The organism is Heyndrickxia coagulans 36D1, assembly GCF_000169195.2.
GTDB classification, from domain to species: Bacteria; Bacillota; Bacilli; order Bacillales; family Bacillaceae_C; genus Weizmannia; species Weizmannia faecalis.
Genome location: NC_016023.1, coordinates 3,111,187 through 3,133,875, shown reverse-complemented (window position 1 = coordinate 3,133,875; position 22,689 = coordinate 3,111,187). Strand labels below are relative to the sequence as shown.

29 protein-coding genes are annotated in these 22,689 nt (G+C 48.5%); 6 read left to right on the top strand and 23 right to left on the bottom strand.

The genetic code is table 11. The features are described from left to right. Positions 1 to 92 precede the first annotated feature (92 nt). The 6 genes from BCOA_RS32225 to BCOA_RS32200 form a co-directional block, all read right to left on the bottom strand. Positions 93 to 830 carry a pseudouridine synthase gene (locus BCOA_RS32225; protein WP_014098121.1) on the bottom strand — a complete coding sequence of 246 codons (738 nt, stop codon included), beginning with the start codon at positions 828 to 830 and terminating at the stop codon, positions 93 to 95. A 131-nt stretch (positions 831 to 961) separates the two neighbouring features. Beyond that, positions 962 to 1,495 (bottom strand): spore maturation protein, encoded by a 534-nt coding sequence (locus BCOA_RS32220; RefSeq protein WP_014098120.1) that lies wholly within the window; start codon positions 1,493 to 1,495, stop codon positions 962 to 964. Beyond that, a complete protein-coding gene (locus BCOA_RS32215; RefSeq protein WP_013859547.1) occupies positions 1,495 to 2,085 on the bottom strand; it encodes a nucleoside recognition domain-containing protein in 591 nt (196 codons plus the stop codon). Before BCOA_RS32215 ends, BCOA_RS32220 begins: the two co-directional genes overlap by 1 nt. Next, positions 2,078 to 3,358 (bottom strand): D-alanyl-D-alanine carboxypeptidase family protein, encoded by a 1,281-nt coding sequence (locus tag BCOA_RS32210; protein ID WP_080564937.1) that lies wholly within the window; start codon positions 3,356 to 3,358, stop codon positions 2,078 to 2,080. The genes BCOA_RS32215 and BCOA_RS32210 overlap by 8 nt, the downstream gene beginning before the upstream one ends. Continuing rightward, positions 3,324 to 3,926, bottom strand: coding sequence for an SMC-Scp complex subunit ScpB (scpB, locus tag BCOA_RS32205; RefSeq protein WP_014098117.1), 603 nt, complete (start codon positions 3,924 to 3,926; stop codon positions 3,324 to 3,326). The genes BCOA_RS32210 and scpB overlap by 35 nt, the downstream gene beginning before the upstream one ends. A 1-nt stretch (position 3,927) precedes the next feature. Further along, a complete protein-coding gene (locus BCOA_RS32200; RefSeq protein ID WP_014098116.1) occupies positions 3,928 to 4,671 on the bottom strand; it encodes a segregation/condensation protein A in 744 nt (247 codons plus the stop codon). Between the two features lie 156 nt (positions 4,672 to 4,827). On the opposite strand from BCOA_RS32200, the gene BCOA_RS34870 reads away from it, so the two are divergent. Continuing rightward, positions 4,828 to 4,920 (top strand): YjcZ family sporulation protein, encoded by a 93-nt coding sequence (locus tag BCOA_RS34870; protein WP_014098115.1) that lies wholly within the window; start codon positions 4,828 to 4,830, stop codon positions 4,918 to 4,920. A gap of 70 nt (positions 4,921 to 4,990) precedes the next feature. On the opposite strand, the gene BCOA_RS32195 is transcribed toward BCOA_RS34870, so the two are convergent. From BCOA_RS32195 to BCOA_RS32120, 16 genes are all read right to left on the bottom strand, one after another. After that, complete coding sequence (locus BCOA_RS32195; RefSeq protein WP_014098114.1) at positions 4,991 to 5,350, bottom strand: GNAT family N-acetyltransferase; 360 nt, start codon at positions 5,348 to 5,350, stop codon at positions 4,991 to 4,993. A 148-nt stretch (positions 5,351 to 5,498) separates the two neighbouring features. Continuing rightward, on the bottom strand, positions 5,499 to 6,815 hold the full coding sequence (gene lysA, locus BCOA_RS32190) for a diaminopimelate decarboxylase (RefSeq protein ID WP_014098113.1): 1,317 nt from the start codon (positions 6,813 to 6,815) through the stop codon (positions 5,499 to 5,501). A 142-nt stretch (positions 6,816 to 6,957) separates the two neighbouring features. After that, complete coding sequence (locus BCOA_RS32185; RefSeq protein WP_014098112.1) at positions 6,958 to 8,436, bottom strand: spore germination protein; 1,479 nt, start codon at positions 8,434 to 8,436, stop codon at positions 6,958 to 6,960. After that, positions 8,429 to 9,001, bottom strand: a complete 573-nt coding sequence (locus tag BCOA_RS32180) for a stage V sporulation protein AE (protein ID WP_014098111.1) — start codon at positions 8,999 to 9,001, stop codon at positions 8,429 to 8,431. Before BCOA_RS32180 ends, BCOA_RS32185 begins: the two co-directional genes overlap by 8 nt. A gap of 16 nt (positions 9,002 to 9,017) precedes the next feature. Continuing rightward, positions 9,018 to 9,443: a stage V sporulation protein AB gene (locus BCOA_RS32175; protein ID WP_014098110.1), complete on the bottom strand. Its 426-nt coding sequence runs from the start codon at positions 9,441 to 9,443 to the stop codon at positions 9,018 to 9,020. After that, positions 9,430 to 10,050, bottom strand: a complete 621-nt coding sequence (locus BCOA_RS32170; protein WP_014098109.1) for a stage V sporulation protein AA — start codon at positions 10,048 to 10,050, stop codon at positions 9,430 to 9,432. The genes BCOA_RS32175 and BCOA_RS32170 overlap by 14 nt, the downstream gene beginning before the upstream one ends. 205 nt (positions 10,051 to 10,255) lie before the next feature. Further along, a complete protein-coding gene (gene sigF / locus BCOA_RS32165; protein WP_014098108.1) occupies positions 10,256 to 11,014 on the bottom strand; it encodes an RNA polymerase sporulation sigma factor SigF in 759 nt (252 codons plus the stop codon). A 12-nt stretch (positions 11,015 to 11,026) separates the two neighbouring features. Then, the gene (gene spoIIAB, locus BCOA_RS32160; protein ID WP_014098107.1) at positions 11,027 to 11,470 is read right to left on the bottom strand and encodes an anti-sigma F factor; all 444 of its coding nucleotides are present in this window, start codon (positions 11,468 to 11,470) and stop codon (positions 11,027 to 11,029) included. Further along, on the bottom strand, positions 11,471 to 11,821 hold the full coding sequence (gene spoIIAA, locus BCOA_RS32155) for an anti-sigma F factor antagonist (protein ID WP_014098106.1): 351 nt from the start codon (positions 11,819 to 11,821) through the stop codon (positions 11,471 to 11,473). A gap of 111 nt (positions 11,822 to 11,932) precedes the next feature. Then, complete coding sequence (locus tag BCOA_RS32150; RefSeq protein WP_014098105.1) at positions 11,933 to 13,096, bottom strand: D-alanyl-D-alanine carboxypeptidase family protein; 1,164 nt, start codon at positions 13,094 to 13,096, stop codon at positions 11,933 to 11,935. 276 nt (positions 13,097 to 13,372) lie between these two features. Then, positions 13,373 to 14,266: a site-specific tyrosine recombinase XerD gene (gene xerD, locus BCOA_RS32145; RefSeq protein WP_014098104.1), complete on the bottom strand. Its 894-nt coding sequence runs from the start codon at positions 14,264 to 14,266 to the stop codon at positions 13,373 to 13,375. A gap of 5 nt (positions 14,267 to 14,271) precedes the next feature. Beyond that, a complete protein-coding gene (locus BCOA_RS32140; protein ID WP_013859564.1) occupies positions 14,272 to 14,490 on the bottom strand; it encodes a YqzK family protein in 219 nt (72 codons plus the stop codon). Between the two features lie 140 nt (positions 14,491 to 14,630). Continuing rightward, positions 14,631 to 15,107 carry a ferric iron uptake transcriptional regulator gene (gene fur / locus BCOA_RS32135; RefSeq protein WP_013859565.1) on the bottom strand — a complete coding sequence of 159 codons (477 nt, stop codon included), beginning with the start codon at positions 15,105 to 15,107 and terminating at the stop codon, positions 14,631 to 14,633. Between the two features lie 109 nt (positions 15,108 to 15,216). Further along, entirely contained in the window at positions 15,217 to 15,861 is a 645-nt protein-coding gene (spoIIM, locus tag BCOA_RS32130; RefSeq protein WP_014098103.1) for a stage II sporulation protein M, read from the bottom strand. A gap of 93 nt (positions 15,862 to 15,954) precedes the next feature. Further along, a complete protein-coding gene (locus tag BCOA_RS32125) occupies positions 15,955 to 17,130 on the bottom strand; it encodes an endonuclease Q family protein (protein ID WP_014098102.1) in 1,176 nt (391 codons plus the stop codon). Then, positions 17,127 to 17,681: an NUDIX hydrolase gene (locus tag BCOA_RS32120; protein ID WP_014098101.1), complete on the bottom strand. Its 555-nt coding sequence runs from the start codon at positions 17,679 to 17,681 to the stop codon at positions 17,127 to 17,129. The genes BCOA_RS32125 and BCOA_RS32120 overlap by 4 nt, the downstream gene beginning before the upstream one ends. Before the next feature lie 85 nt (positions 17,682 to 17,766). Here BCOA_RS32120 and mciZ point away from each other — a divergent pair, with 85 nt between their 5' ends. Continuing rightward, positions 17,767 to 17,898: a Z-ring formation inhibitor MciZ gene (gene mciZ / locus BCOA_RS32115; RefSeq protein WP_014098100.1), complete on the top strand. Its 132-nt coding sequence runs from the start codon at positions 17,767 to 17,769 to the stop codon at positions 17,896 to 17,898. A 69-nt stretch (positions 17,899 to 17,967) separates the two neighbouring features. Beyond that, positions 17,968 to 18,879: an aldo/keto reductase gene (locus tag BCOA_RS32110; protein ID WP_014098099.1), complete on the top strand. Its 912-nt coding sequence runs from the start codon at positions 17,968 to 17,970 to the stop codon at positions 18,877 to 18,879. 206 nt (positions 18,880 to 19,085) lie between these two features. On the opposite strand, the gene BCOA_RS32105 is transcribed toward BCOA_RS32110, so the two are convergent. Continuing rightward, complete coding sequence (locus tag BCOA_RS32105) at positions 19,086 to 19,334, bottom strand: YqkE family protein (protein WP_026104517.1); 249 nt, start codon at positions 19,332 to 19,334, stop codon at positions 19,086 to 19,088. A 328-nt stretch (positions 19,335 to 19,662) separates the two neighbouring features. Between BCOA_RS32105 and BCOA_RS32100 the strand changes: the two genes are divergently transcribed. The 3 genes from BCOA_RS32100 (at position 19,663) to BCOA_RS32090 (ending at position 22,637) form a co-directional block, all read left to right on the top strand. Then, positions 19,663 to 20,313, top strand: a complete 651-nt coding sequence (locus tag BCOA_RS32100) for a 5-bromo-4-chloroindolyl phosphate hydrolysis family protein (protein WP_014098097.1) — start codon at positions 19,663 to 19,665, stop codon at positions 20,311 to 20,313. Continuing rightward, entirely contained in the window at positions 20,310 to 21,518 is a 1,209-nt protein-coding gene (locus tag BCOA_RS32095) for a toxic anion resistance protein (RefSeq protein ID WP_014098096.1), read from the top strand. The genes BCOA_RS32100 and BCOA_RS32095 overlap by 4 nt, the downstream gene beginning before the upstream one ends. Positions 21,519 to 21,716: 198 nt before the next feature. Further along, positions 21,717 to 22,637, top strand: a complete 921-nt coding sequence (locus BCOA_RS32090) for an alpha/beta hydrolase (protein ID WP_014098095.1) — start codon at positions 21,717 to 21,719, stop codon at positions 22,635 to 22,637. The last annotated feature ends 52 nt before the right edge of the window (positions 22,638 to 22,689 follow it).

Genomic DNA, 22,689 nt, shown 5'->3' with positions numbered 1-22,689 from the left:
CACACAACTCTCATACATTATAACATTTTTCTGTCCTTTTTCGCTGTTTTTTGAAGTTTTTGTGAACAAAATAAGCCCCTTAACTTGCGCTTTTATTTACGGGAGGCGTCGCCGTTTTCGGCAAGGGATCTTAACGTCTTGACTTCGTGCGGGGTGAGCTCCCTTTTTTCGCCCGCGTTTAATCCTTTTAATGTCAGCATGCCGTATGCTTCGCGCCGCAGTTTTTCAACCGGGTAGCCGAGATGTTCGAACATGCGCCTCACTTGCCTGTTTCTGCCTTCATGGATCGTAAGCTGGACGATCGCTTTCTTTTTTCGTTTGTCCATGGACAACAGTTTTGCCCTGGCAGGCGCAGTCATGCCGTCCTTTAGCCGGATCCCTTTTTCCAGCTGCTTTAATTCCTGCCTGGATGGAATGCCGGAAAGCCTTGCAATATACGTTTTGTCGATTTCAAAACGCGGATGCATCAGAAGGTTTGCAAATTCACCGTCATTGGTGACTACTAAAAGGCCCGACGTGTCGTAGTCGAGCCGGCCGACCGGATAAACCCTTGCACCTGCATCGCGGAAATAATCGCTTACCGTTTTTCTCCCTTTGTCATCGCTGACAGCGGAAATCACCCCTCTTGGTTTATAAAAAAGGTAATATACTTTTTCTTCACGCTCAAGCGGAATACCTTCCACTTCAATTTTATCCGACTGGGACACTTTTGTCCCCAGCGTTCTGACTGTCTCCCCGTTCACTTTTACTTTCCCTTCCAGTATCAGCTGTTCCGCTTTTCTCCGGGATGTGACACCGGCCTGTGCGATCACTTTTTGCAAACGTTCCATCCGTTACACCTCAATCTGTTTTGCTTAAACTATCCTTTAAGCATTATGGCATAACGTAAATAAAATGCAAAGCCGGACGAGCGAAACAAGCACCCTGAAATGACGGAGAAACCGTTTTTTCTTTTACCGCGTCAGAATAACAACAGCACCATGAAAATCGCAATTATAATCCCGAACAGATCGGCGAGCAGCCCGACTTTTAAGGCGTCCCCCATTTTCCGGATGCCGACTGCCCCGAAATAAACGGTTACAACATAAAGGGTGGTGTCCGTGCTGCCCTGGATGACGGATGCCATTCTCCCGATGAGCGAGTCCGGCCCGTATGTTTTGATCAGATCCGCCATCAGGGCAAGAGCGGCATTGCCGGAAACCGGCCGGATCAAAGCAAGCGGCACGACTTCAGATGGGATACCGAGCAAATGCAGGGCCGGTTTTAAAAATCCGACAAAAAAATCGAGCGCCCCTGAGGCCCTGAAAATTGTGATCGAGACAAGCATGCCAACTAAAAAAGGAATGATGGAAAAGGCAATTTTAATGCCTTCTTTGCCGCCTTCCACAAATGTTTCGTAAGCCGGCACTTTTTTCCATGCGCTGTAAAGTAGGATAAATCCGACCATTGCCGGAATCAGCCAAATTGAAATCAGTGAGATCCATTTCAAAAACATCACTTCCTCCGTTTCGTCCGCCGGTGGTAAAAATAGCGGTCAATGCAAATGGCGGCAATGGTCGTTGCAAAAGTGGCGATGCAGGTCGGCGCCACAATCTCGGTCGGATGCGCGGAACCTGCATTCAGGCGGATGGCAATCACCGTTGCCGGAATAAGTGTGAGCCCGGATGTGTTTAAAGCAAGGAACGTGATCATTGAACGGCTTGCTTCCGGTTTCCTTCCGTTCAGTTCGTGCAGCTGCTCCATCGCTTTAATGCCGAGCGGAGTGGCGGCATTTCCGAGCCCAAACATATTGGCAATCATATTGGAGAGGATGTAGCCGAGTGCCGGATGGTTGTCCGGCACATCCGGAAACAATTTTTTTATCACCGGCCGGAACAGGCGGGAAAGTTTCGAAAGGAGGCCTGAAACTTCCGCAATCTTCATCATCCCGAGCCAGAAAACAAGAACGCTGATCAGGCCGATGCTGATCGAGACCGCATCGCGCGCGGATGTAAAAATCGCCTCGTTCACCGCCTGCATCTTGCCATTTACCGCCGCAAAAACGAGCCCGATCACGGCCATGCCGATCCAAATATAATTAACCATTGTTTTTCAGCCCCAATTGGATCCAAAATGTCTCTTTGAACTGTTCAAGCCATGTTTCTTTCTCTTTAACCGGCGTTTTCTGATAATAAATAGGCGTGCTCGCGATCACCTTTTCGTTTAAATAAACAATCGCCCTTCCGACGGTCTCCGGCACTTTTTCCGGGTCTTTCCACGAATTTTCAGGCTTTTTGATCCGGTATTCGACTTTTACGGCGTCTTCTTCTCCGGCTTTAAGCGGGTAGGTGATATCCCGTTTCACATAAACATGCTGTTTCAAATATTTCGTGCGGACGGCGGCAACCGGCCCCTCTTCCACAATCCGTTTCCTGTCATACTGGCTGAAGCCGTACTCATACATCGCAATATGGTCATCCCAGTCATCCGAATCGTTCAGGGTAACGGCGATGAGATTTTCGCCGCCTTTTGTCGCCGTTGTCACAAGTGTCCGTCTGGCCGCTTTCGTATAACCGGTTTTCCCGCCCGTACAGTACCGGTACTTTTCAGTCAGCAGCCGATTTTTGTTCCGCCAGCCTTTGTAAAATTTCGTGCCGGTAATTTTCCGGAACTCTTTATTTTGCATCGCGTATTTCATTAACAGCGCCATATCGTAAGCGGTCGAATAATGGCGGCCACCCGGGTCTTCAAGGCCGTTCGGGTTAGCAAAATGGGTGTCATGCATGCCGATCTCCTTCGCTTTTTCGTTCATCATAAAAACAAAGCCTTCTATGCTGCCCCCGACATTTTCGGCAATGACATTGGCGGCGTCATTTCCCGACCGGAGCATGAGCCCGTAAACAAGATCCTTCATTTTCCATTTGTCTCCCGGTTTCAAATACAATGATGACCCCTCGGTACGTACGGCGCGGTTCGAAACGACAGCCTCCTTGTCCATTTTTCCCGATTCAATGGCCACTAGCGCCGTCATGATTTTCGTAATCGAGGCAATGCTTCTCGGTTCATATGCATCTTTTTCGTACAAAATCCGCCCTGTATCCTGGTCCATTAATATCGCGCTTTTTGCCTGCACAGACGGCGTATCAGCAGCAGCCGCTCCGGGCGGAAGGGCCGAAAAAACAAGCACTGCAAGCGCCGCATATAGGAAGTACCGTTTCATAAAGAAGCTCCTTTTTTCAGCTTTTCCAAACCGCGTTTTGTACAAGTTTATGCACGGAACAGGAAGAAATAACCGGAATATGTGTGAGACGAAAAAAGCCTGCACCAATTTGGGCAAGCTTTCTTCACGGCGAAAATCCGTTTTCGCCTTTTTCTTCATGGAATTTTTCAAAAAACAGATCTGCTTCTTCCTGCGAAAATTCGTCTTCCGGCTGTTCGGGAAACGGCGGCAGTTCTTTTAAACTTTTCAGCCCGAAATGGTCAAGAAATTCTTTGGTCGTACCGTAAAGGATTGCCCGCCCGGCGCCTTCCTGCCTGCCGACTTCCTGGATGAGCCCTTTTGCCATCAGCGTCTGCAGCGGCCTTTCTGTTTTCACACCGCGGATTTCTTCGATTTCAATTCTTGTAATCGGCTGTTTATAGGAGATGATCGCCAGTGTTTCAAGTGCCGCCTGCGATAATGTATTCGTATTCGGGGATTCGACCAGTTTTTTTAAATACGGCGCATGCTCTTTTTTGGTTGCCAACTGGTACGTGCCGGCCAGTTCAATGAGCGTAATGCCGCGATCCGGGTCGTTTTCATATTGTTCTTTTAAACGCTTTAAAATTTCAACTGCTTCAAACTCTTCAATTTCCATTACATGGGAAATTTGCTTCAGGGAAAGCCCCTCGTCCCCTGCAACAAACAACAGGCTTTCGAGGATGCCTTTCCAATGGACGATTTCCATATCAATCCCCCTCTTTCCTTACAACGGTAATGTCACCGAAATTTTCTTCCTGTACCGCCATAATTTGATGGCGCTTAATCAGTTCCAGGACAGCCAAAAAAGTTACGACAATTTGTTCTTTATCGTGAAAAGAGAATAAGTCGTAAAATTGGACGCCTCCCGGCGCCGTTTCCAGCTGTTTTAAAATTTCATCCATTCTTTCTTCGATCGAGATTTCCTGCCGTGTGATTTTGGTAAACAGCGGTTTTTGCAATTTTTTTCTGCGCAAAAGTTTATTTAACGCGCCGATCATATCATAGATCGTCACATTGGCGCCGATTTTTCTTCCATCTGCGTCCGACGCATACGCCGACAAATCGCTCGGCGGCTTGGTGAAGATTTCGCTGCGGCCGGCTTCAAGGCGTTTGAACGTGCTGGCTGCTTCCTTGTATTTTTTGTATTCGAGGAGGCGCTCGACAAGTTGTTCGCGCGGGTCTTCTTCCACCGTATAATCTTCATCCGGTTCATCTGGCTCCTGTTTTGGCAAAAGCATTTTGCTTTTGATCGCCAAAAGCGTGGCCGCCATCACAAGATATTCGCTTGCGACGTCCAGTTCAAGCTCTTTCATTGTATGGATGTAGTCCAAATACTGCTCGGTAATTTCAGCAACCGGAATATCGTAAATGTCGATTTCAAGCTGGTGGATCAGATGCAAAAGCAGATCGAGCGGTCCTTCAAACGCGCCGATTTTCACCTTATATTCCATAAAATTGTACACCGTTCCTTTTTCAAAGCGTCAAAATAAGTATAGCCTGAAACGTATGTATCTCCAATCAAAAGCGCGCAGATGGGCAGGAGTCCATACACGTTCCGGCGCGCCTACATAGTATACCATGTAATGACTGTTGAGGGAGGGGTTATCATGGCTGACGGTTTTGGCTGGGGCAGCGGATTTGCGTTAATTGTCGTGCTTTTTATTTTGTTGATCATTGTCGGCAGTGCGTATATCTGGTAACCGTAAAAAGGGCCTCCGGCATCATGCCGGCAGGTCCTTTTTGCCGTATCCGAAATAAAAGAAGACCCGGTCAGGACAGGTCTTCTTTTTCAGCACACTTATGGAAGAAGTCAACAATGTATTTATTCGGAACCACTTCTTTTCCTTCATACATTTGTTTTAAAGCCTTGACCATGCTTTTCCCGATTCCTTGGTCGCGATAAGACGGATTGACGGAAATATGCTGGATTTCCACTTTGTCCCCATCCAGTACAACCCCGATCAGGCCAACAATGTCATCATCCTCTTTCCATAAAAAAAGCTGCCACTTGTCTTCTGTTTCGTACAATTGCTTTGTTTGCTGCAGCTTTTTCAAATCTTTTTCATCTGGCATAAAGGACAACAGGCCCATTGCAATCTTATCGAAAGATTTTTTATACCGAATTAACATACTGAATCCCTCGTAATCATCCAATTTAATTCAAACGCTTTACTTATTAGTATATTCCTATTTCAGAGAAAGTAAACAAGGCACGTACAATATTTTCCAAAAGCAAGTCCGGAAAACAAGTGCCATCCGCTTTTCCGCCCCGGATTTGTCAAGAAAGCGGCACGCGCAGACGGAGATCATTGCGGATCAGGTCTTCGTACGTCTCCCGCTTTACGACAAGCTCATCTTTGCCGTTTTCGACAAACACAACCGGCGGGCGTGGGATCCGGTTATAGTTATTTGCCATCGAATAACCGTAAGCGCCAGTGCAAAATACGGCCAAAAGGTCATCGCTGCCTGTCTTCGGCAGCGGCAGATCCCAAATCAGCATATCCCCCGACTCGCAGCATTTCCCGGCAACGGATACGGTCTCTTCGCACTTATCAAGCGGACGGTTGGCCAGCACTGCTTCATATTTTGCGTCATAAAGTGCCGGGCGGATATTGTCGCTCATCCCCCCGTCAACCGCAATATATTTTCTGACATGCGGCACTTCCTTGCGGGACCCGACCGAATAAAGCGTCGTCCCGGCTTCGCCGACAAGCGAGCGGCCCGGTTCGATCCAGATCTCGGGAACCGGCAGGCGGCGGGAACCGGCCTGTTTCTTCACTTCTTTGACGATTTCTTCTACATAATAAGCAGGCGGAAGCGGATGGTCTTCTTCCGTATAGCGGATGCCGAAACCACCGCCAAGGTTAAGCACTTCCGGAAAATAACCGTACCTGGCATGCCACTCGTCCAGTTTATCCATAATTTTCTGCACAGCCAGGACAAAGCCGGCTGTTTCAAAAATTTGCGATCCGATATGGCAATGCACCCCGAGCAATTTTATCCAGCCGGATGAAAGCACCTGCTTCAGCGCCGCCTCCGCCTGCCCGTTTTGCAAGTCAAAACCGAATTTTGAATCTTCCTGGCCCGTTAAAATATAATCATGCGTATGGGCTTCAATGCCCGGTGTGACCCTTAAGAGCGCGGAAACTTTGCGGCCTTTTTCAGCGCACAAGTTTTCCAGCATGTCAAGCTCGTAAAAATTATCGGCAACGATGTAGCCGATTCCGGCATCAAGCGCCATTTCCAATTCTTCCCGGCTTTTATTGTTGCCGTGGAAATGAATGTGTTCAACAGGAAACCCGGCAGCAAGGGCAGTATACAGTTCCCCGCCTGAAACAACATCCAAAGACAGCCCCTCTTCATCTGCAAGCTGGATCATGGCAATGGCGGAAAAAGCCTTGCTGGCATAAGCAACCTGGGATTTGACGCCGAGTTTCCGGAATGTTTCCTTGAACGCTCTGGCCCTTTGCCGTATTAAAGCAACGTCATATACATAAAGAGGCGTTCCGTAACGGGCAGCGAGGCTTACCGTGTCAACACCGCCGATTTCGAGATGCCCCTTTCCATTTACCTTTACCGACCCGTTATGCTTCATGTTTTCAACCCCACCTAATATTCCGCCAATCGGGAGAGAAGCCTTCCCGGCATAAACCGGGGTAGGCTTCCCTCCCTTTCCTAGAGCTTTTGCGTTAATTTTCTACTAACTTTAACATAAAAACAGGCTTTCTGCAATAGTTTCAAGCTTCAGGCGGCTGGCGGAAGCGATCGACCGGGTGGACAATGCTCGGGCGGTACTTGGAGCCCGGAACCGGCCTTCTGAACAGGATTTGGAAAAATGCCTGCGGGTTAAACGGGATAAACGGCCAGAAATACGGCGTGTTCAACGGCCGGATGGACACGAGGAACAGCAGAAAAACGGTGCTGCCGATCACAAAGCCTTTGACTTTAAAAATTGCTACGATAATCAGTAAAATCATTCTCACAAGTTTATTCGCCACGCTCAGCTCATAACTTGGTGTGACAAAAGTGCCAATCGCCGCGGCGGATACATACAAAATGACTTCCGAAACAAACAGCCCGGCTTCAACCGCAATCTGCCCGACCAAAACGGCCGCAATCAAGCCCATGGCGGTGGCGAGCGGCGTCGGCGTATGGATGGCGGCAACCCGCATAAACTCAATGCCTAAATCGGCGATAAGAAGCTGAAGGACAAGCGGGACATGCGACTGCTTATTCGGCCCAATGTAATCCAGTTGCTCCGGCAAAAGCGACGGTTCCACCGCCACTAAATACCAAAGCGGCAGGAGAAAAAGAGAAACGGCAATCCCGAAAAACCGCACCCAGCGGATAAACGTGCCGACAGCTGCAGCCTGGCGGTATTCTTCGGCGTGCTGCATATGGTGAAAAACCGTTGTCGGCATAATCATCACGCTTGGTGAAGTGTCCACCAATACAAGCACATGCCCCTCCAGCAAATGGGTGGCCGCGACGTCCGCCCGTTCCGTATAGCGGATCAGCGGGAAAGGATTATAATTTTGTTTCAAAATAAATTCTTCTACCGTTTTATCTGCCATCGTAATTCCGTCAATATCAATCGCCTTCAGTTCTTTTCTGACCGTTTCGATGACTTCGGGATCTGCCACGCCTTCAATATAAGCAATCGATACATCCGTTTTCGAGCGTTCGCCAACTTTCATCATTTCAAAGCGCAGCCGCTCATCGCGGATCCGCCGCCGCGTCAAGGCCGTATTGATAACAATATTTTCAACATAACCGTCACGCGCCCCACGGACGACTTTTTCCGTATCCGGTTCCATCGGCGTCCTTCCCGGATAACTGCGAACATCGATAATAAATGCTTCTTGTTTTCCTTCGACATAAATGGCGATCAGCCCGGACAGCACTTCATCGACCATTTCATCATAGGTTTTGACTTTTTCGACCTGCATATGGACGATGTAATTTTCAACAAGCTCATGCACTTTCCCGGAAGAAAATTTGCCGTTATTTAATCTCAGCAGTTCTCTCATAATTTGGATAATCGAAATCGTTTCCGTGAGCCCGTTGACATAGTACAGCTGGATTTCTGTATCAAGGACCTGGATTTTTCTGACACCAATATCATAACTGATGCCAAGTCCGACTTTATTTTTAAAAAATGCTTCCACTTCTGCCGGATTGGATGAAATCAGCCTTTTCCTGCCTGTTTCAGCCATGCTTGAACCCGCTCCTTTCCAAGATCAGTCGTACCGCTTTTTCTGTGATCGGGGCGCCGATATGATAATCGTCTTTTTTCGACATTTTGCCGACATCCCCGATGCCGACAATAATGGGCACGTCCAGCCGGTCAAGACTGTAAACCGTGTCCCCGTTGATTTTTTTCAAATCCATTTCCGGAATGCCGAATTTGTCCACCCCGTACGGCGTGATTTCACCGGTATTGTCAATGCACACATCCACCCTTGACCATTCGGCCTGATGGGTTTTCGATGCGACCGCAATCACGCCGAGCACTTCGATGCGCGGATGCCCGGCCACAAAAGTGAGCGCCTCTTCGCCGGGTCCCGGGCCGATCACCCCTGAATCATCGAACATGGCAAAAACAGGGTCTCCGGCCGCCTTGAGGATCAGGTCCGCGATCTGCTCCCCACAAAGCCGGGTTGGATTTCCGTATGATTGTGAAATACAGCGCCCGCCCATTTTTTTCGCGACGCATTCGATTGCTTTTTTCGCATACTCATCCCCGTCCGTGACAAGGATCACCCGCCGTTTTTCCCCCATGCCGGTTGTTCCTTTCTTAATGATTTACATAATAAAGCCATTGAAATAAAGCGCCAGCCACCTTCCCGAGCACGATCGCCATCAATGCGCCGGCAAGACGCCCGTCCATTCCAATTCTTTTGGAAAAAATTGGGATGACATTGACCACTTCTGTGAGCGCCGCAGCAAGCATGCCGACAAACAGGCCGCAAAACAACCCGACAGGCGCCGCAACGATTGCTGAAAGCCGGCCGCCTGCGTCACCAAGCCCCCACCATGTCCCGGACAGCACCCCGAATACAACTGCCCATTCGTATGATTGGATGAACCGTTCTGTCCTGGACAGCTGGACAAGCCGCGGCACAATGCCAAGCACCGTTAAAAAAGCCACATACCCGCAGCCGACCACAAGCCCGCCGCCGAGCCCGCAAAACACGGTGAAGATTTGCTTAAGGATGGTCAAAATGTTTCATGTTCTCCTTATTCTCATTCAACAGGATATAATGGTCGATGTCCTGCTGATAGTTGAAAATTTCAACTTCAAGCGGGCTCGGTTCTTCATTAAATTTCTTTTTAAATGCATGGTTAAAAAAAATTACCATACCCGCCCCGAGGCCGAGCGAATAGGGAATTTGAAACATAAGCGGCGTATTGTCGCGGATGCCTGTAATCAGATAATAAATTTTTTCCTGGGCAGCCCGCATGCCGACATCTTCGTGAAAATTGATAATCCCAAGCGCAGAGCCTAAAAAAAGCAAAATCCAAATCAATATAAAAAACAAAAGCGGCAGGTACCTCTTTTTTGCGGCTACTTCCACAATCGTTGCCGCCGGACCGACCGGAGACACGGCAGCGTCCGGAATCTTTTTCTTGATACAGGAAATAATTTTCATCATATCAATGACAACGGTGTTCCCGTCGGCCTTGGAAATGGTTTGGACGGGGGTGTCCAAAAGGGTTTCCTGTATACCGGACGGCGCGTGAATCTGGGCAATATGGGATAATCTTACAGTAAAGCCCGGATTGACGCGAATACGGTGGCGGAGCCGCAAATAAATCGTTTCATCCACTGCCTTCACCCCCTGCTTTCATACGTTGTGTTTGTAGTATGTGATATTGGAAGATTTTCATGCACCAGTTTCATGCTGTATGTATCGTATGATCAGGCGATTCGCCGGACTTTTGCACGCTTCCTGTACTTTTTTCCATTGCCGGATGATTTTCGGCTTCTGTTGGACGCCACATCCGGGAATAAAAAAGCAAAAAAGCGCACGTTTACAACTCCATGCGCTCTTTCATTACTTCAAGTATTTTCTTTTCAAGCCGTGAAACCTGCACTTGCGAAATGCCAAGCCGTTCGGCCACTTCGGACTGTGTCTGGTCTTTGTAATAGCGGAGGTACACAATCAGCCTTTCGCGCTCCTCAAGCCCTCTGATCGCTTCCTGGAGGGCAATCTGGTCAAACCACTTTTGGTCGTTCTGGTCTGAAATCTGGTCGAGAAGCGTGATCGGGTCGCCATCGTTTTCATATACCGTCTCATGGATCGATGACGGGGCTTTGCCTGCCTCCTGCGCCATGACGACTTCCTCGACCGGCATCCCGAGTTCTGATGCGATTTCGTGCACGGTCGGCGATCTCCCCAGCTTTTTCGTTAACTCATCGCGGGTTTTGCGGATCCGGTTGCCCGTTTCTTTCAAAGAACGGCTTACTTTCACCGTTCCGTCGTCGCGCAAAAACCGCTGGATTTCCCCGATGATCATGGGGACTGCATAGGTGGAAAATTTGACGTCATACGAAAGATCAAATTTATCGACCGATTTTAACAGCCCGATACAGCCGATTTGAAATAAGTCATCCGGTTCATATCCGCGATTCAAAAAGCGCTGGACAACCGACCAGACAAGGCGCATATTTTTTTCAACAATCAGGTCGCGTGCCCCCTGGTCCCCTTCCTGGCTGCGCCTGATCAGGTTTTTCACTTCCTCATCTTTTAACCGGGTTTTCTTTTCTGCCTTTTTCAGTTCTGCATCCATCGGCACGACTCCTTAATTGCATAAGGCGTTTTTCAAGGCCAAATGCTTTTTTAGACGAATGATGGTGCCTGATTCTGGCTGCGACTTGATTTCTACATCGTCCATAAAGTTTTCCATGATCGTAAAGCCCATTCCGGATCTTTCCAGGTCAGGCTTTGTTGTAAATAGCGGCTGCCTGGCTTCTTCAATATCCGCTATGCCTTTTCCTTCATCGCGGACGGTAATTTCAACCGTGCCGTCGTCATAAATGGCAGCCGATACATAAACCATTCCGTCCGGGTTTTCTTCATATCCGTGAATAATCGCGTTTGTTACCGCTTCGGATACGACCGTTTTGATTTCGGTCAATTCATCAAGCGTCGGGTCAAGCTGGGCAACAAAAGCGGCAACCGCCACGCGGGCGAAAGATTCATTCCGGCTGAGCGCGGAAAACTGCAATTGCATTTTATTTTTCATTCAGGCAACCCCCAATCTGTGCAGCGCGTATTGTTCCGATTCATCAAGGCGGATGATTTTAAAGAGGCCGGACAGTTCAAACAGCCTTTTTACGGCCGGAGAAATGGCGCAGACGATCATTTCCCCGTTTTTCTGCTTGATCTGTTTGTATCTTCCCAATATCACACCTAAACCGGAGCTATCCATAAAGGAAAGCTGCTCCAGATTTAATACAAGATGGCGGATGCCGTTTTCTTCAATTGCTTTTGTCACACTTGCACGCAAACTTTCAGCCGTATGATGGTCCAATTCCCCCTGCAGCCGGATGCACAGGACATCTTTTTTCACTTCCAGGTCAATTGCCAGACTCACAATTAAAGCCTCCTTCGCTGTTAATAGTGAGTCATTTCGACCTTGCTTCCCGTTTTTCCTTCCGGGAGACAAAAGAAGCTTTAAAAAAACAGAAACCAAGCGGATTCGACATCAATCTTTCTGGACAAACATGCCCGCTGCACGTTTAAACAGCTGCCACCAGCCTGCACGTTTCACCGTTTTGTCGGCAACAAGCGTTGTTTTTGAAAGCACCTTTCCGTCTTGGCTGATAGTCAGTGTTCCAATTTCATCGCCTTTTTGGACAGGGGCCTGCACATTTTTTTTGAGCTTCACAGTTTTTTTCAAATTTGACAATTTGACGCCTTTTTTCGTCAGCACCGATACCGGTTCGCTCGTCACCGCCCGGACATGCCGCATGCTCCCTTTTGACACTTTGACCTGGTCAAGCGCCGCGCCTTTTTTGTACAGCGGGTGGGAGGTATACTGGCTGAACGCATAGTCAAGCATTTTTGAAACCTGGGCGTTCCGCACTTTTGTTGATGGCGCCCCGAAAACGACGGCGATCACACGCATGCCGTTTTTCTTTGCCGTTGCGGTCAGGCAGAATTTTGCTTCATTTGTAAAGCCGGTTTTCAGGCCGTCAACGCCGGGATAATGGCGGACCAGTTTATTGGTATTGACGAGCCAGAACTTTTTATCGGAGCCTTCCCTTAAGTAATCTTCATATTTGCCGGTGAAATGGGTAATGCCGTGATGTTTCAGCAATTGCTTCGCCATGATGGCCATGTCATAAGCTGAACTGTAGTGACCTTTGACAGGGAGCCCGGTCACATTTTCAAAATGGGTGTTTTTCAAACCGAGCGCTTTTGCCCGCTCATTCATTTTGTCGACAAAAGCTTCTTCGCTTCCGCCAATTCTTTCCGCCATCGCAACGGCCGCGTCATTTGCCGAACCGATCGCAATCCCTTTCAGCATTTGTTCCACCGTCATTTCTTCGCCGGGCTCGAGAAAAATTTGCGATCCGCCCATGGATGCCGCATACTCACTCGTCCGTACTTTTTCATCCATTTTGATTTCGCCTTTGTCGAGCGCTTCCATAATTAAAAGCATGGTCATGATTTTCGTCATGGAAGCAGGCGGCAATTCTTCATGGCTGTTCTTGCTGTACAGCACTTCGCCCGTGGCCTGTTCAATTAAAATGGCGGATTTCGCTTCCGGCGCCAGTTCATTTTTCTTTTCAGCTGCGAACGCTTCAGGCACAAGGACGCCGGCTGCAAGCATGAAGCAGGTAACCAAACCAATGATTTTCTTCATGATGACCCTCCAACTTGTAAAATCATAAAACGTGAAAACAAAACCTCCGTACACGATGGGAGATATGCATAAAATCATTTTTTCCAGTTGCGCCATTTTTATACTGGATAAATTCCCTTTCTTCTAATCCGCGGGATGCCGGCTGCCAGACAAATAAAAAACGCACGGTTTTTACGCCGTGCGCCTTAAAAATCTGTTTTTAGTTTTGTCCTTATAATTCCCGGAAACAGGGTGCTGCCAAACCCGGCTCGCCCGGAAAAAAGCATGCGGCCGGGTTTAAGCCCTTGGATGGAATTTCGCATAAACATCCTTTAACCTCGTTTTGGAAACATGGGTGTAAATTTGCGTTGTGGAAATGTCGGCATGGCCGAGCATTTCCTGGACCGCCCGCAAGTCTGCCCCGTTTTCAATCAGATGAGTGGCAAATGAATGCCTCAGTGTGTGCGGGGTAATGTCTTTCTCAATATTGGCTTTTTTCGCAAGCGCCTTTAATATTTTCCAAAAGCCTTGCCGTGAGAGACGGGCGCCGTGATGGTTCAAAAACAGGGCATCCGTTCTATTCGTTTTTGAAACCAGTTTGGGCCGCCCTTCTTTTAAATACCGTTCAAGCGCAGCCGACGCCGTGCGACCGATCGGGATAATCCTTTCCTTGTCCCCTTTTCCGATACATTTAATAAATCCCATTGATAAATGCAGATCATCAAGATTAAGGCCGGTCATCTCACTGACGCGCATGCCGGTCGCATACAACAGTTCAAGCATCGCACCATCCCGCATATGAAGAGGGGTATCCCCTTTTGGCGCAGCAAGGAGCGCTTCCACTTCCTGAACGCTCAGCACTTTCGGAAGCGTCCGCTCAGGCTTCGGGGTTTCAATATGGACAGTCGGATCCTGGCCCGCAAATTTTTCCCGCAACAAAAACTGATGAAAAGACCGGATAGAGGCGACATGCCTGGCAATCGTCTTCGAGGACTTTCCCTGCTGTTTTAAAAAGTTCAGAAAGTGGAGGATGTGAAACCGCGTCACTTCATTCCAAGATGTAACAAGCTCCACTTTTTGCAGGTAGCGGAGATAACTGTGCAGATCGCGTTTATAGGACGCGATCGTATTTTCAGCGAGCCCTTTTTCAACGATCATAAAATGCATGAAATCTTTGATTTGATCTTCCATTCCAATTACTCCCCATCCATATAAAAGAGCAGCAGCCGTTCTGCCCAAGCAGGCTTATGGTCCCCGGCACTCACCTTTACAGCCGCGCCTTTTGGTTTTTCATAACGGTGGTAGCTTTCATATTCCTGATTCACCCAAAGCAGGGCAAAGTAGAACAACAATGTGCAGCATAAAAATAAAATGAAGACTTTAAGCGCATGAAGCAAAAGTTTCAGCCACGGCATATCCCGCCCGCCTTTCTGTATCGCTTTACATACAAGCTATGACAGACTTCCGCCGTTTTATACATCCTTTTATGTAAAAATTCAACCGGCTGAAAATGCGGTGTTATAACAAAAACCTTTTCGTCTTGCGAAAAGGCCGGTTATTTTTCGTTTTTTCCGTTTTCGTTTCCCTTTTCTTTTTGCTGGCACCGGTAACAAATCCCGTGAAATGTCAGGCGATGGTCTTTGATAATAAAATTCCAGCGGCTTTCCACAACTTTTTCGACATTTTCCAGTAAATCTTCCTGAATTTCGTCCACCGCGCCGCATTCAATGCAGACAAGATGATGGTGAAAATGTGCGGCGCCTTCCTGCCTCAAATCATAACGGTACACCCCGTCGCCGAAATTGATTTTGTCCACCACTTTCAGTTCGGACAGCAGTTCCAGCGTGCGATAAACGGTGGCCAGACCGATTTCAGGGGATTTTTCTTTCACAAGGAGGTATACATCTTCCGCACTTAAATGGTCTGTTTCATGTTCCAGCAAAACGCGCACGGTTGCTTCCCGTTGCGGCGTCAGTTTGTAGCTGGCCGAATGCAATTGCTTCTTAATTCTATCAATACGAGCTTCTTCCATGATTCCTCCCCCTTGCCGCTGTCTCTGATATTATAGCAGATTAAGGGGAATAGTCAAAATGAAATGATTATAAACAGTTAAAAACAACATTTATTATTTAAGAATGATTTTAATGGATCATCTTCATCACGGCCTGCATCAGCTGCGGAGAAAGATAAGCCTCGATGCAGGCGGCCGCGAGAGATGCGATGAAAACAGCGAGAAGCGCCGTGCAATACCTTAAAAACAATTGAAAAAAAGCAAAGTGGGCAGCCTGTTTCATAAAAATTTTCCGGATCAGGTTCAAGGAAAACATGACAGCCATCACCGAGGTGAAAATAAACAAAGGAATGATCAGCAAATTTTGCGGAAGAACGGTTACAAACGAAAGCAAAAAACCGCCCCATTTCATCTGGTTGACAAGAAAACCGATCGAAAACCCGACGACAAGCCCCTTTAAAAATAAGAGAACAAGAATGAGCGGCAGGCCGATGATCGAAATACCGAGCAGCCAGATGAGGCCGAGAAATTTCAAATTGTGCAGGAAACTTGAACGGAACAGGTCCTCAGGCGCGGCGAGTTTGCCGGTTGAGACTTGTCCGAAAAATTGCTTTAAGTAAAAAAACAAGTCTTCTTTCTGTGCGATCGACAGGCTGTTGACGATGACGGCGCCAAAAATGACGCCCATCAGGAACAACGCGATGACAAATGCATAAATAGAGGAGTTTTCCCGGATATGGCGGCTGACAGGATTTTGCAGGGCAATTTGCTTCATGAGCGGTGTCCCCTCCTTCAAAAGATTGGCACTTGCTATTAATCTATGAAAGGACATAGCCGCTTATGAAAAAAGTCCAAAACCGGAGCGAAACTATTCCGGCTTTGGATTTTTTACCTTGCCATATTTTCCGCCCCCGCCGGCCTCAAACGCCAATCCCCCGGAACGCTGTTTCAAGATCAGTTCCGAAAGCGGCGGTTTTACAACGCTTTTCAGGGCGGATTCGGGCGCCCGGTGCAAAATATTCATCTCCGTCCCGAAATGGTCCAGCAGCTTGCCCATCGTTTTCGGGCCGAGCCCCGGCAAAAAATCAAGCGGCACCTGGTGGATGTAGGGTGGCCGGGCAGGATGCGTTTTTGCGTCTGTCAGCTCTTCTATTCTTTCCGAGACACCTTTTGTTTTCAGGCGCGACCCGCAATGCGGGCATGGGCCGTTTGAAACAGGGTTCCGGCATTTGGCGCAAGTCGTTGTATAATATTTCCCAAGTTTCGGGTTTAAGCCGTAATTGGCGGCAATCCGGTTTTCCCCTTCGCCGCGCAAAGCTTTTAACAGCCCTGTAAACCCCGGCGTTTCCAGCATCAATTTTTGGTATTCCCTTGCCATTTTGCCGAGGGAATGGGCGTCTGAATTGGTCACGAACGGATAGCGGTGCAGCTCACTGATGTTATCAGCCATGGTGGTATCAGAACTTAATCCCAATTCCACAGCATCTATCAGATCCGGGTCCAGCACTTCTGTTAGCGACCGTTCCACACCTTTTCCATAAAGGCTCTTAAAGGGGGTAAATACATGGGCGGGAATAAACAGCCCGGAGAGTTCTTTCGTTTTTTCCTGCACTTTCCGGGCCTCTGCGCGGACCCGCTGTGTGCTTAAATGCGGATTGGACACGCGCCCGCCATACCATGCGGAAAACTTGCCGAGTGTGTCCATATCCGGAAAATAGCTGAGCAGATGGACCGGCCCACGGCAGTTTTCATCATACACTTCCATTTCAATCCCGGGAATCAGCGTGACTTCCCCCTGGTAGAGGAGGCCGCCTTCATCAAGCTGCACCAGTTCACCGGCTGCAAGAAGCGCCTTCATCTCTTCCCTGACTTCCGGGACATGGCAGTCGATCACCCCGACGAGATCGAGCCCTTTCGGCTGTTTGGCCGCCTTTAATATATTTTCAAGCGTCAGGCTTTTTGCCCCCGTAATTTTGACGGGCCGCCCCGTTTTTGTGCGCCCGATGTGGATGTGTAAATCTGCAAAGTACGGATTGACACTCATTTTCGCGCCTCTTCAAGCATCCAGTGCTGGAGGGCAACCAATGTTTTGGCGTCGCATATTTTCCCCGACCGGATCATTTCCCTGACTTCATCCATGCCCAGTTCCAAAATATCGACAAATTCATCATCATCGCCCGCTTTTGGATTGGAAAGTTTTTCAAGGCCGGTTCCGGCATAAAGATGGATATATTCATCCGCAAAGCCCGGTGAAGTATAAAAAGCGGTTACCGGTTCTAATTTCGCGCAGGCATAACCGGTTTCTTCCTCCAGTTCGCGTTTTGCCGCTTCAAGCGGGTCTTCCCCCGGCTCGAGCTTTCCCGCCGGAATTTCAATGAGCGCGCGTTCAGCCGCTTTCCGGTATTGTTCCACCATCACCACTTTATGCTCATTTGTAACCGCAAGCACACAGACGGCGCCGGGGTGCTTGATGACCTCGCGTTTCGACGTTTTTCCGTCCGGCAGTTCAACCTCCAAGACTTGCACGTGCAAAATTTTGCCGTTGAAAATTTCTTCCGTCTTCAATGTTTTCTCTTCGTATTTATATTTATGCATGTTACCCGGCTCCTTTTGTTCTTCACCTGAAACTAACACATATATTTTACCATAAAAAACAGACTGTTCCGGGAGGGAAAGCTTGATGATCATCATCGTCCATCCGAAAGGCATCCTCATGAAGGGAAAAGCATGGGAAATTCGCGACCGGCTGAAAACATACTGTAAAAAATACGAAACGGTCGCCGAATGGGTTGCAAAAACAACTTCCTCATAAGGGGGCTGTCTCCATATTTGTATTTTTTCCTGCCCCTTCTATACAATAAAAAAAAGGAGGCAGAAAAACATGGAAAAAAACCGGTTGGGAAATTCAGATTTATATGTTTCAAAGCTCGGGCTCGGCTGCATGTCGCTCGGTACGGATCCGAAAAAAGCACGGATCATCATTGAATCCGCACTTGAAGCAGGCATCAACTATTTTGACACGGCCGATCTTTATGACCACGGGGTGAATGAAAAACTGGTCGCAGAAGCGCTTAAAACTGTGCGCGATGAAGTCGTCATTGCCACAAAAGCCGGAAACCGCTGGAATGAAGACGGCAAAACGTGGCGCTGGGATGCTTCCAAAGCTTACATAAAAGAAGCGGCAAAACAAAGCCTGAAACGACTCGGCACGGACTATATCGATTTGTACCAGCTGCACGGCGGCACGATTGAAGACCCGATAGACGAAACGATCGAAGCGTTTGAGGAATTAAAGGCAGAAGGCATCATCCGCGCTTACGGCATTTCTTCCATCCGCCCGAACGTGATCCGCGAATATGTGAAAAAGTCATCCATCGCAAGCGTCATGATGCAGTACAGCCTGCTTGACCGGCGGCCGGAAGAGGCCATCACGACGCTTTTGGGCGAAAACGGCATCAGCATTGTCGCAAGAGGCCCGGTCGCAAAAGGGATTTTAAGCGGTCTGCCGGAAAAGATTCCGGCAGACGGTTATCTTGGTACCCGTTATGAAGAAATCGCCGCCCTTCTTGAGAAAATCAAAAATACGCTTTTAACCGGCGGGCGGACGATGCTTGAACTTGCACTTCAATATGATCTCGCCTGCCCTCCAGTTGCCGCCGTGGTTGCCGGCGCCAGTTCCCCGGACCAGGTGCGCGCCAATGCAAAAGCCGTAAACGCTGCGCCACTTACACCGGAGGAGCACCGGCTTCTGCGCGAGCTCACCAAACAAAACCGATACGAAGCGCATCGGTAATCTGTTTTCAGCAAAGAATGCACCGCGTTCTTTGCTTTTTTGTTTATTTTTTTACCTTGTTCCAACAGCCCTTTCCCGGTTATGCCGGAAACCATCCCGTTTTCCCCCGTGCAAAGGAAGGATTTAAACGGCAAATGGAAATCAGGGCGTAGTCCATCGTACAGGCAGTTGTGTCAAGGCAACTGCCTGTACGATGGCCCCCTTTTTTAGCCTTTATATCGTTTCCAGTCCAAATCGGATTCTTCCAGCAGTTCCGCAAACGATTTGTTCCGCTCGCGCTGCTTCCGTTCTTCTCTTTTTCGTTCTTCTTCCGCCCTCTTTTTTTCTACTTCCACTGCCGCAAGTTCCTGCTTTGCCTGTTTCAATTTTTCGAGCACATCTTTTTGCAGCGCATCCTTCAGCTGCACTTTCTCATCCTGTTTTCCTTTTTGTTGTGCCTGTCTCTTTTTTGCCATTTGCTGCTGTTTGCAAAAAGCCCGCATGCCTCGAGTGCAGCCGGGGGCATCTTACAAACGGCCTTCACCGCCCTTCTTCTATCATCTTTTTTCATTATAATATATTTACCAATGCTTCATCATCCATCAGGCGGTCCGTTCATGGGCGACCCGCTCCCATACTGAAAAATATTTTCCGGAAGCTGCTTTCTCTCTTTAAATCCATGCGCGATCTCTGGTATAGTAGCGTTAAAGAAGAAATTTGCAAGGTTTTTGAATCTTTTCAGGGCTGCTTTTCGTATAAGACGTATGGCCGAATCAACCAAGATCGTGATCAGGGGTGTCGATTATGAAATTTTTTATGGGTACGGTGATTCGCACCGTAATAACCATTTCTAGCGTTATCCTTCTCTTTCTCGTCATTTATTTTTCATCCGGCCATCTGTTCTGGCTGTCGCTTTTGCTTTCGCTTGTCGGCGGCTTTCTGATCAACCGGCTTGTGAAGTGGCAAATGTTGCGGGGTTTTCTGAAAGCGCAGCAGCTAACGCGGAAAGATTATCAATATATCCGGAAAAACCTGAAAGAAGCGGACGAAAAAATCAGGCGATTGCAAAAAACCTTTTTATCCGTTCGTTCCATTAGCACGTTCAAACTTTTTTACGATATGAATAAAGTAATCAGGAAAATACAGGCACTGGTCAAAAGAGAGCCGAAACGTTTCTATCAGGCTGAATCTTTTTATTTTTACCATTTGGATTCCATGACGGAGCTTGCGGAAAAATATGCCCTCCTGCAATCCCAGCCTGTAAAAAACAAAGAAATGGCCGTGCAAATCCGGGAAACGGAAGAAACGTTAAAACAATTGGGACGCGAAACAGAGAAAGATCTGTACCATATGCTGTCAACGGATATGGATGAGCTCGATTACGAACTGGCATACGCCAGGCACACCATCGAACGCAAATCCCCTTCCCGGCATGAAAGGAGTGCAAAAAAATGAACGCAGACAAAGAACTTTGGCAGGAACCAACAGGCGGCGGGCTGGATGATCTGCTTGCCGATCCGTTCGGCACGCGTGACGCCATGCTGCCGGATGAGGGACAGAAAGCGGAGCCTGTCACTGAAACGAAACCATCACGCCTTGTGGACATGCTGCCGGAGGAAAACCGGCAAAAAGCATACGAACTCGCAAAGCAAATTGACCCTTCAAACCACCAGGCCGTCATTTTATATGGCACGCAGGCGCAGTCGAAGCTGCTGAATTTCTCGCATGCCATGCTTGACCAGGTCCAGAAAAAAGATATCGGGGAAATCGGCGATATTTTAAATGATTTGATGAAAAAACTTGAGCAGGTGAATCCCGAAGAACTTGTCCCAGAAAAGAAAAACTTCTTTTCGCGCATGTTCGGCAAAATTTCCAATTCGGTGCAGGAACTGCTTTCAAAATACCAGAAAACAAGCGCGCAGATCGACCGCATCAGCGTGAAGCTCGATCTCTCGAAAAAGACGTTGCTGAAAGATATCCAGCTGCTCGAACAGCTGTATGAAAAAAACAAAGATTATTTCCATGCACTTAATATTTATATTGCAGCCGGCGAACTGAAGCTCGAAGAACTGAACACAAAAACGATTCCTGAAATGAAGAAAAAAGCGGAAGCAACCGGCGACCAGATGGCCTTCCAGGAAGTCAACGACATGGTCCAGTTTGCCGACCGGCTTGAAAAACGGCTGCACGACTTAAAATTAAGCCGGCAAATCACGATTCAGAGCGCACCGCAAATCCGGCTGATCCAAAACACAAATCAGACGCTGGCTGAAAAAATCCAGTCCTCTATTATGACGGCGATCCCGCTATGGAAAAACCAGATCGCGATTGCCCTGACGCTCATCCGCCAGCGCCATGCGGTCGAAGCGCAAAAACAAGTGTCCAAAACGACCAATGAACTTCTGTTGCGCAATGCCGAAATGCTGAAATCGAACACGATCGAAACGGCGCAGGAAAATGAGCGCGGCCTTGTCGACATTGAAACGTTGAAAAAAACGCAGGAAAGCCTGATTTCAACGCTCGAAGAAACGCTGCGCATCCAGCAGGAAGGAAGAGCCCGGCGGTTCCAGGCCGAACAGGAACTGGCGACGATGGAAAACGAACTGAAACAAAAACTGATGAACTTGAAAGGGCCGGGGCCGGGTGCCGGGGCGTCCTGACCAAAACGGGCAAAACGGCAACAGGCCGGGCCGGCGGACGGAAAGCCTGCTGCCGCTTTCAAACATAGATCCATCCGGAAAAGCGGCAGGAGCCTGAAAATAAAACCGGCGCAACCGGAAACTTGCGCCGGTTTTTTCTTTCCGCTTATTAAACCGCATCCGGCATCCTTTTTTACTTCAACATGCGGAGGGATTTTGATGAAAAAATGGTTCTCCCTGGCCGGCACGGCGGCGCTTGCTGCAGGCGGGCTCGGCTTTTACATGTCAGAGCGGGTGATGCATATCCGAAAAAAAGACGACAGCCACGTCATAAGCCGGGAAGTGGCCGCGAAAAGGCTGGATCTTAAAGCGTACGAATCATTGCCGAAAGAAGAAGTTTTGATTCCGTCCCCATTCGGTTACAAGCTCAAATCGGTTTTTGTGAAACCGTTCCCCGAGTCAAAAAAATGGATGATTTTTTGCCATGGCGTGACGGAAAACAAAATGAATTCTGTTAAATATATGAACCTGTTCCTGAAGCGGGGCTTTAACGCTGTCCTCTACGACCACCGCCGCCACGGGGAATCCGGCGGCAGTACAACGAGCTACGGATACTATGAAAAGCATGACTTAAAAGCGGTGGCAGATGAACTTCTCAGGCGCGAAGGGGACGGTATCTTTTTCGGGATTCACGGCGAATCAATGGGCGCCGCCACGCTCCTGCTGTATGCCGGCGAGCTTTGCGGCCGCGCCGATTTTTACATCGCCGACTGCCCGTTTTCCTCGTTCCGGTCGCAATTGATCCGGGAATTTACGCGGGAAACGCGGCTGCCCGGAAAATGGTTTTTTCCGCTTGCCGATTTTTTTGTCCGCATCCGCGACGGCTACTCGCTCCGCCGTGTGTCGCCGATTGATGTAGTCGGCCGGATCAAACAGCCGGTCCTCTTTATCCACAGCGCCAAGGACGACTACATTCTGCCCGGGATGACCAAAGCGCTTTATGAAAAGAAAAAAGGGCCGAAACAGCTGTTTATTGCCGAAAACGGCGCCCACGCCCAGTCGCTCAACTTAAACCGCGAACAGTATGAACAGGTGATTGATGAATTTCTTGAAAAAATGGCGGCGTCCCGTAAGCTTTAATGCCATTTTTTGCGAACGTCCGCCCATGTTGCTGAATATGGTATAGGAGCCT

Excerpts from the sequence above, each read along its gene's own strand:
- BCOA_RS32225 (WP_014098121.1), bottom strand. The coding sequence starts at position 830 with ATGGAACGTTTGCAAAAAGTGATCGCACAGGCCGGTGTCACATCCCGG.
- mciZ (WP_014098100.1), top strand. The coding sequence starts at position 17,767 with ATGATCATCATCGTCCATCCGAAAGGCATCCTCATGAAGGGAAAAGCA.
- BCOA_RS32140 (WP_013859564.1), bottom strand. The coding sequence starts at position 14,490 with ATGCCGTGGCTGAAACTTTTGCTTCATGCGCTTAAAGTCTTCATTTTA.
- BCOA_RS32220 (WP_014098120.1), bottom strand. The coding sequence starts at position 1,495 with ATGTTTTTGAAATGGATCTCACTGATTTCAATTTGGCTGATTCCGGCA.
- BCOA_RS32200 (WP_014098116.1), bottom strand. The coding sequence starts at position 4,671 with ATGGAATATAAGGTGAAAATCGGCGCGTTTGAAGGACCGCTCGATCTG.
- BCOA_RS32185 (WP_014098112.1), bottom strand. The coding sequence starts at position 8,436 with ATGGCTGAAACAGGCAGGAAAAGGCTGATTTCATCCAATCCGGCAGAA.
- BCOA_RS32095 (WP_014098096.1), top strand. The coding sequence starts at position 20,310 with ATGAACGCAGACAAAGAACTTTGGCAGGAACCAACAGGCGGCGGGCTG.
- BCOA_RS32100 (WP_014098097.1), top strand. The coding sequence starts at position 19,663 with ATGAAATTTTTTATGGGTACGGTGATTCGCACCGTAATAACCATTTCT.
- BCOA_RS32150 (WP_014098105.1), bottom strand. The coding sequence starts at position 13,096 with ATGAAGAAAATCATTGGTTTGGTTACCTGCTTCATGCTTGCAGCCGGC.
- BCOA_RS32195 (WP_014098114.1), bottom strand. The coding sequence starts at position 5,350 with ATGTTAATTCGGTATAAAAAATCTTTCGATAAGATTGCAATGGGCCTG.
- BCOA_RS34870 (WP_014098115.1), top strand. The coding sequence starts at position 4,828 with ATGGCTGACGGTTTTGGCTGGGGCAGCGGATTTGCGTTAATTGTCGTG.
- BCOA_RS32210 (WP_080564937.1), bottom strand. The coding sequence starts at position 3,358 with ATGAAGAAAAAGGCGAAAACGGATTTTCGCCGTGAAGAAAGCTTGCCC.
- spoIIAB (WP_014098107.1), bottom strand. The coding sequence starts at position 11,470 with ATGAAAAATAAAATGCAATTGCAGTTTTCCGCGCTCAGCCGGAATGAA.
- BCOA_RS32110 (WP_014098099.1), top strand. The coding sequence starts at position 17,968 with ATGGAAAAAAACCGGTTGGGAAATTCAGATTTATATGTTTCAAAGCTC.
- xerD (WP_014098104.1), bottom strand. The coding sequence starts at position 14,266 with ATGGAAGATCAAATCAAAGATTTCATGCATTTTATGATCGTTGAAAAA.
- fur (WP_013859565.1), bottom strand. The coding sequence starts at position 15,107 with ATGGAAGAAGCTCGTATTGATAGAATTAAGAAGCAATTGCATTCGGCC.
- lysA (WP_014098113.1), bottom strand. The coding sequence starts at position 6,815 with ATGAAGCATAACGGGTCGGTAAAGGTAAATGGAAAGGGGCATCTCGAA.
- BCOA_RS32180 (WP_014098111.1), bottom strand. The coding sequence starts at position 9,001 with ATGGGGGAAAAACGGCGGGTGATCCTTGTCACGGACGGGGATGAGTAT.
- BCOA_RS32090 (WP_014098095.1), top strand. The coding sequence starts at position 21,717 with ATGAAAAAATGGTTCTCCCTGGCCGGCACGGCGGCGCTTGCTGCAGGC.
- spoIIM (WP_014098103.1), bottom strand. The coding sequence starts at position 15,861 with ATGAAGCAAATTGCCCTGCAAAATCCTGTCAGCCGCCATATCCGGGAA.
- BCOA_RS32125 (WP_014098102.1), bottom strand. The coding sequence starts at position 17,130 with ATGAGTGTCAATCCGTACTTTGCAGATTTACACATCCACATCGGGCGC.
- BCOA_RS32215 (WP_013859547.1), bottom strand. The coding sequence starts at position 2,085 with ATGGTTAATTATATTTGGATCGGCATGGCCGTGATCGGGCTCGTTTTT.
- BCOA_RS32105 (WP_026104517.1), bottom strand. The coding sequence starts at position 19,334 with ATGGCAAAAAAGAGACAGGCACAACAAAAAGGAAAACAGGATGAGAAA.
- sigF (WP_014098108.1), bottom strand. The coding sequence starts at position 11,014 with ATGGATGCAGAACTGAAAAAGGCAGAAAAGAAAACCCGGTTAAAAGAT.
- scpB (WP_014098117.1), bottom strand. The coding sequence starts at position 3,926 with ATGGAAATCGTCCATTGGAAAGGCATCCTCGAAAGCCTGTTGTTTGTT.
- BCOA_RS32120 (WP_014098101.1), bottom strand. The coding sequence starts at position 17,681 with ATGCATAAATATAAATACGAAGAGAAAACATTGAAGACGGAAGAAATT.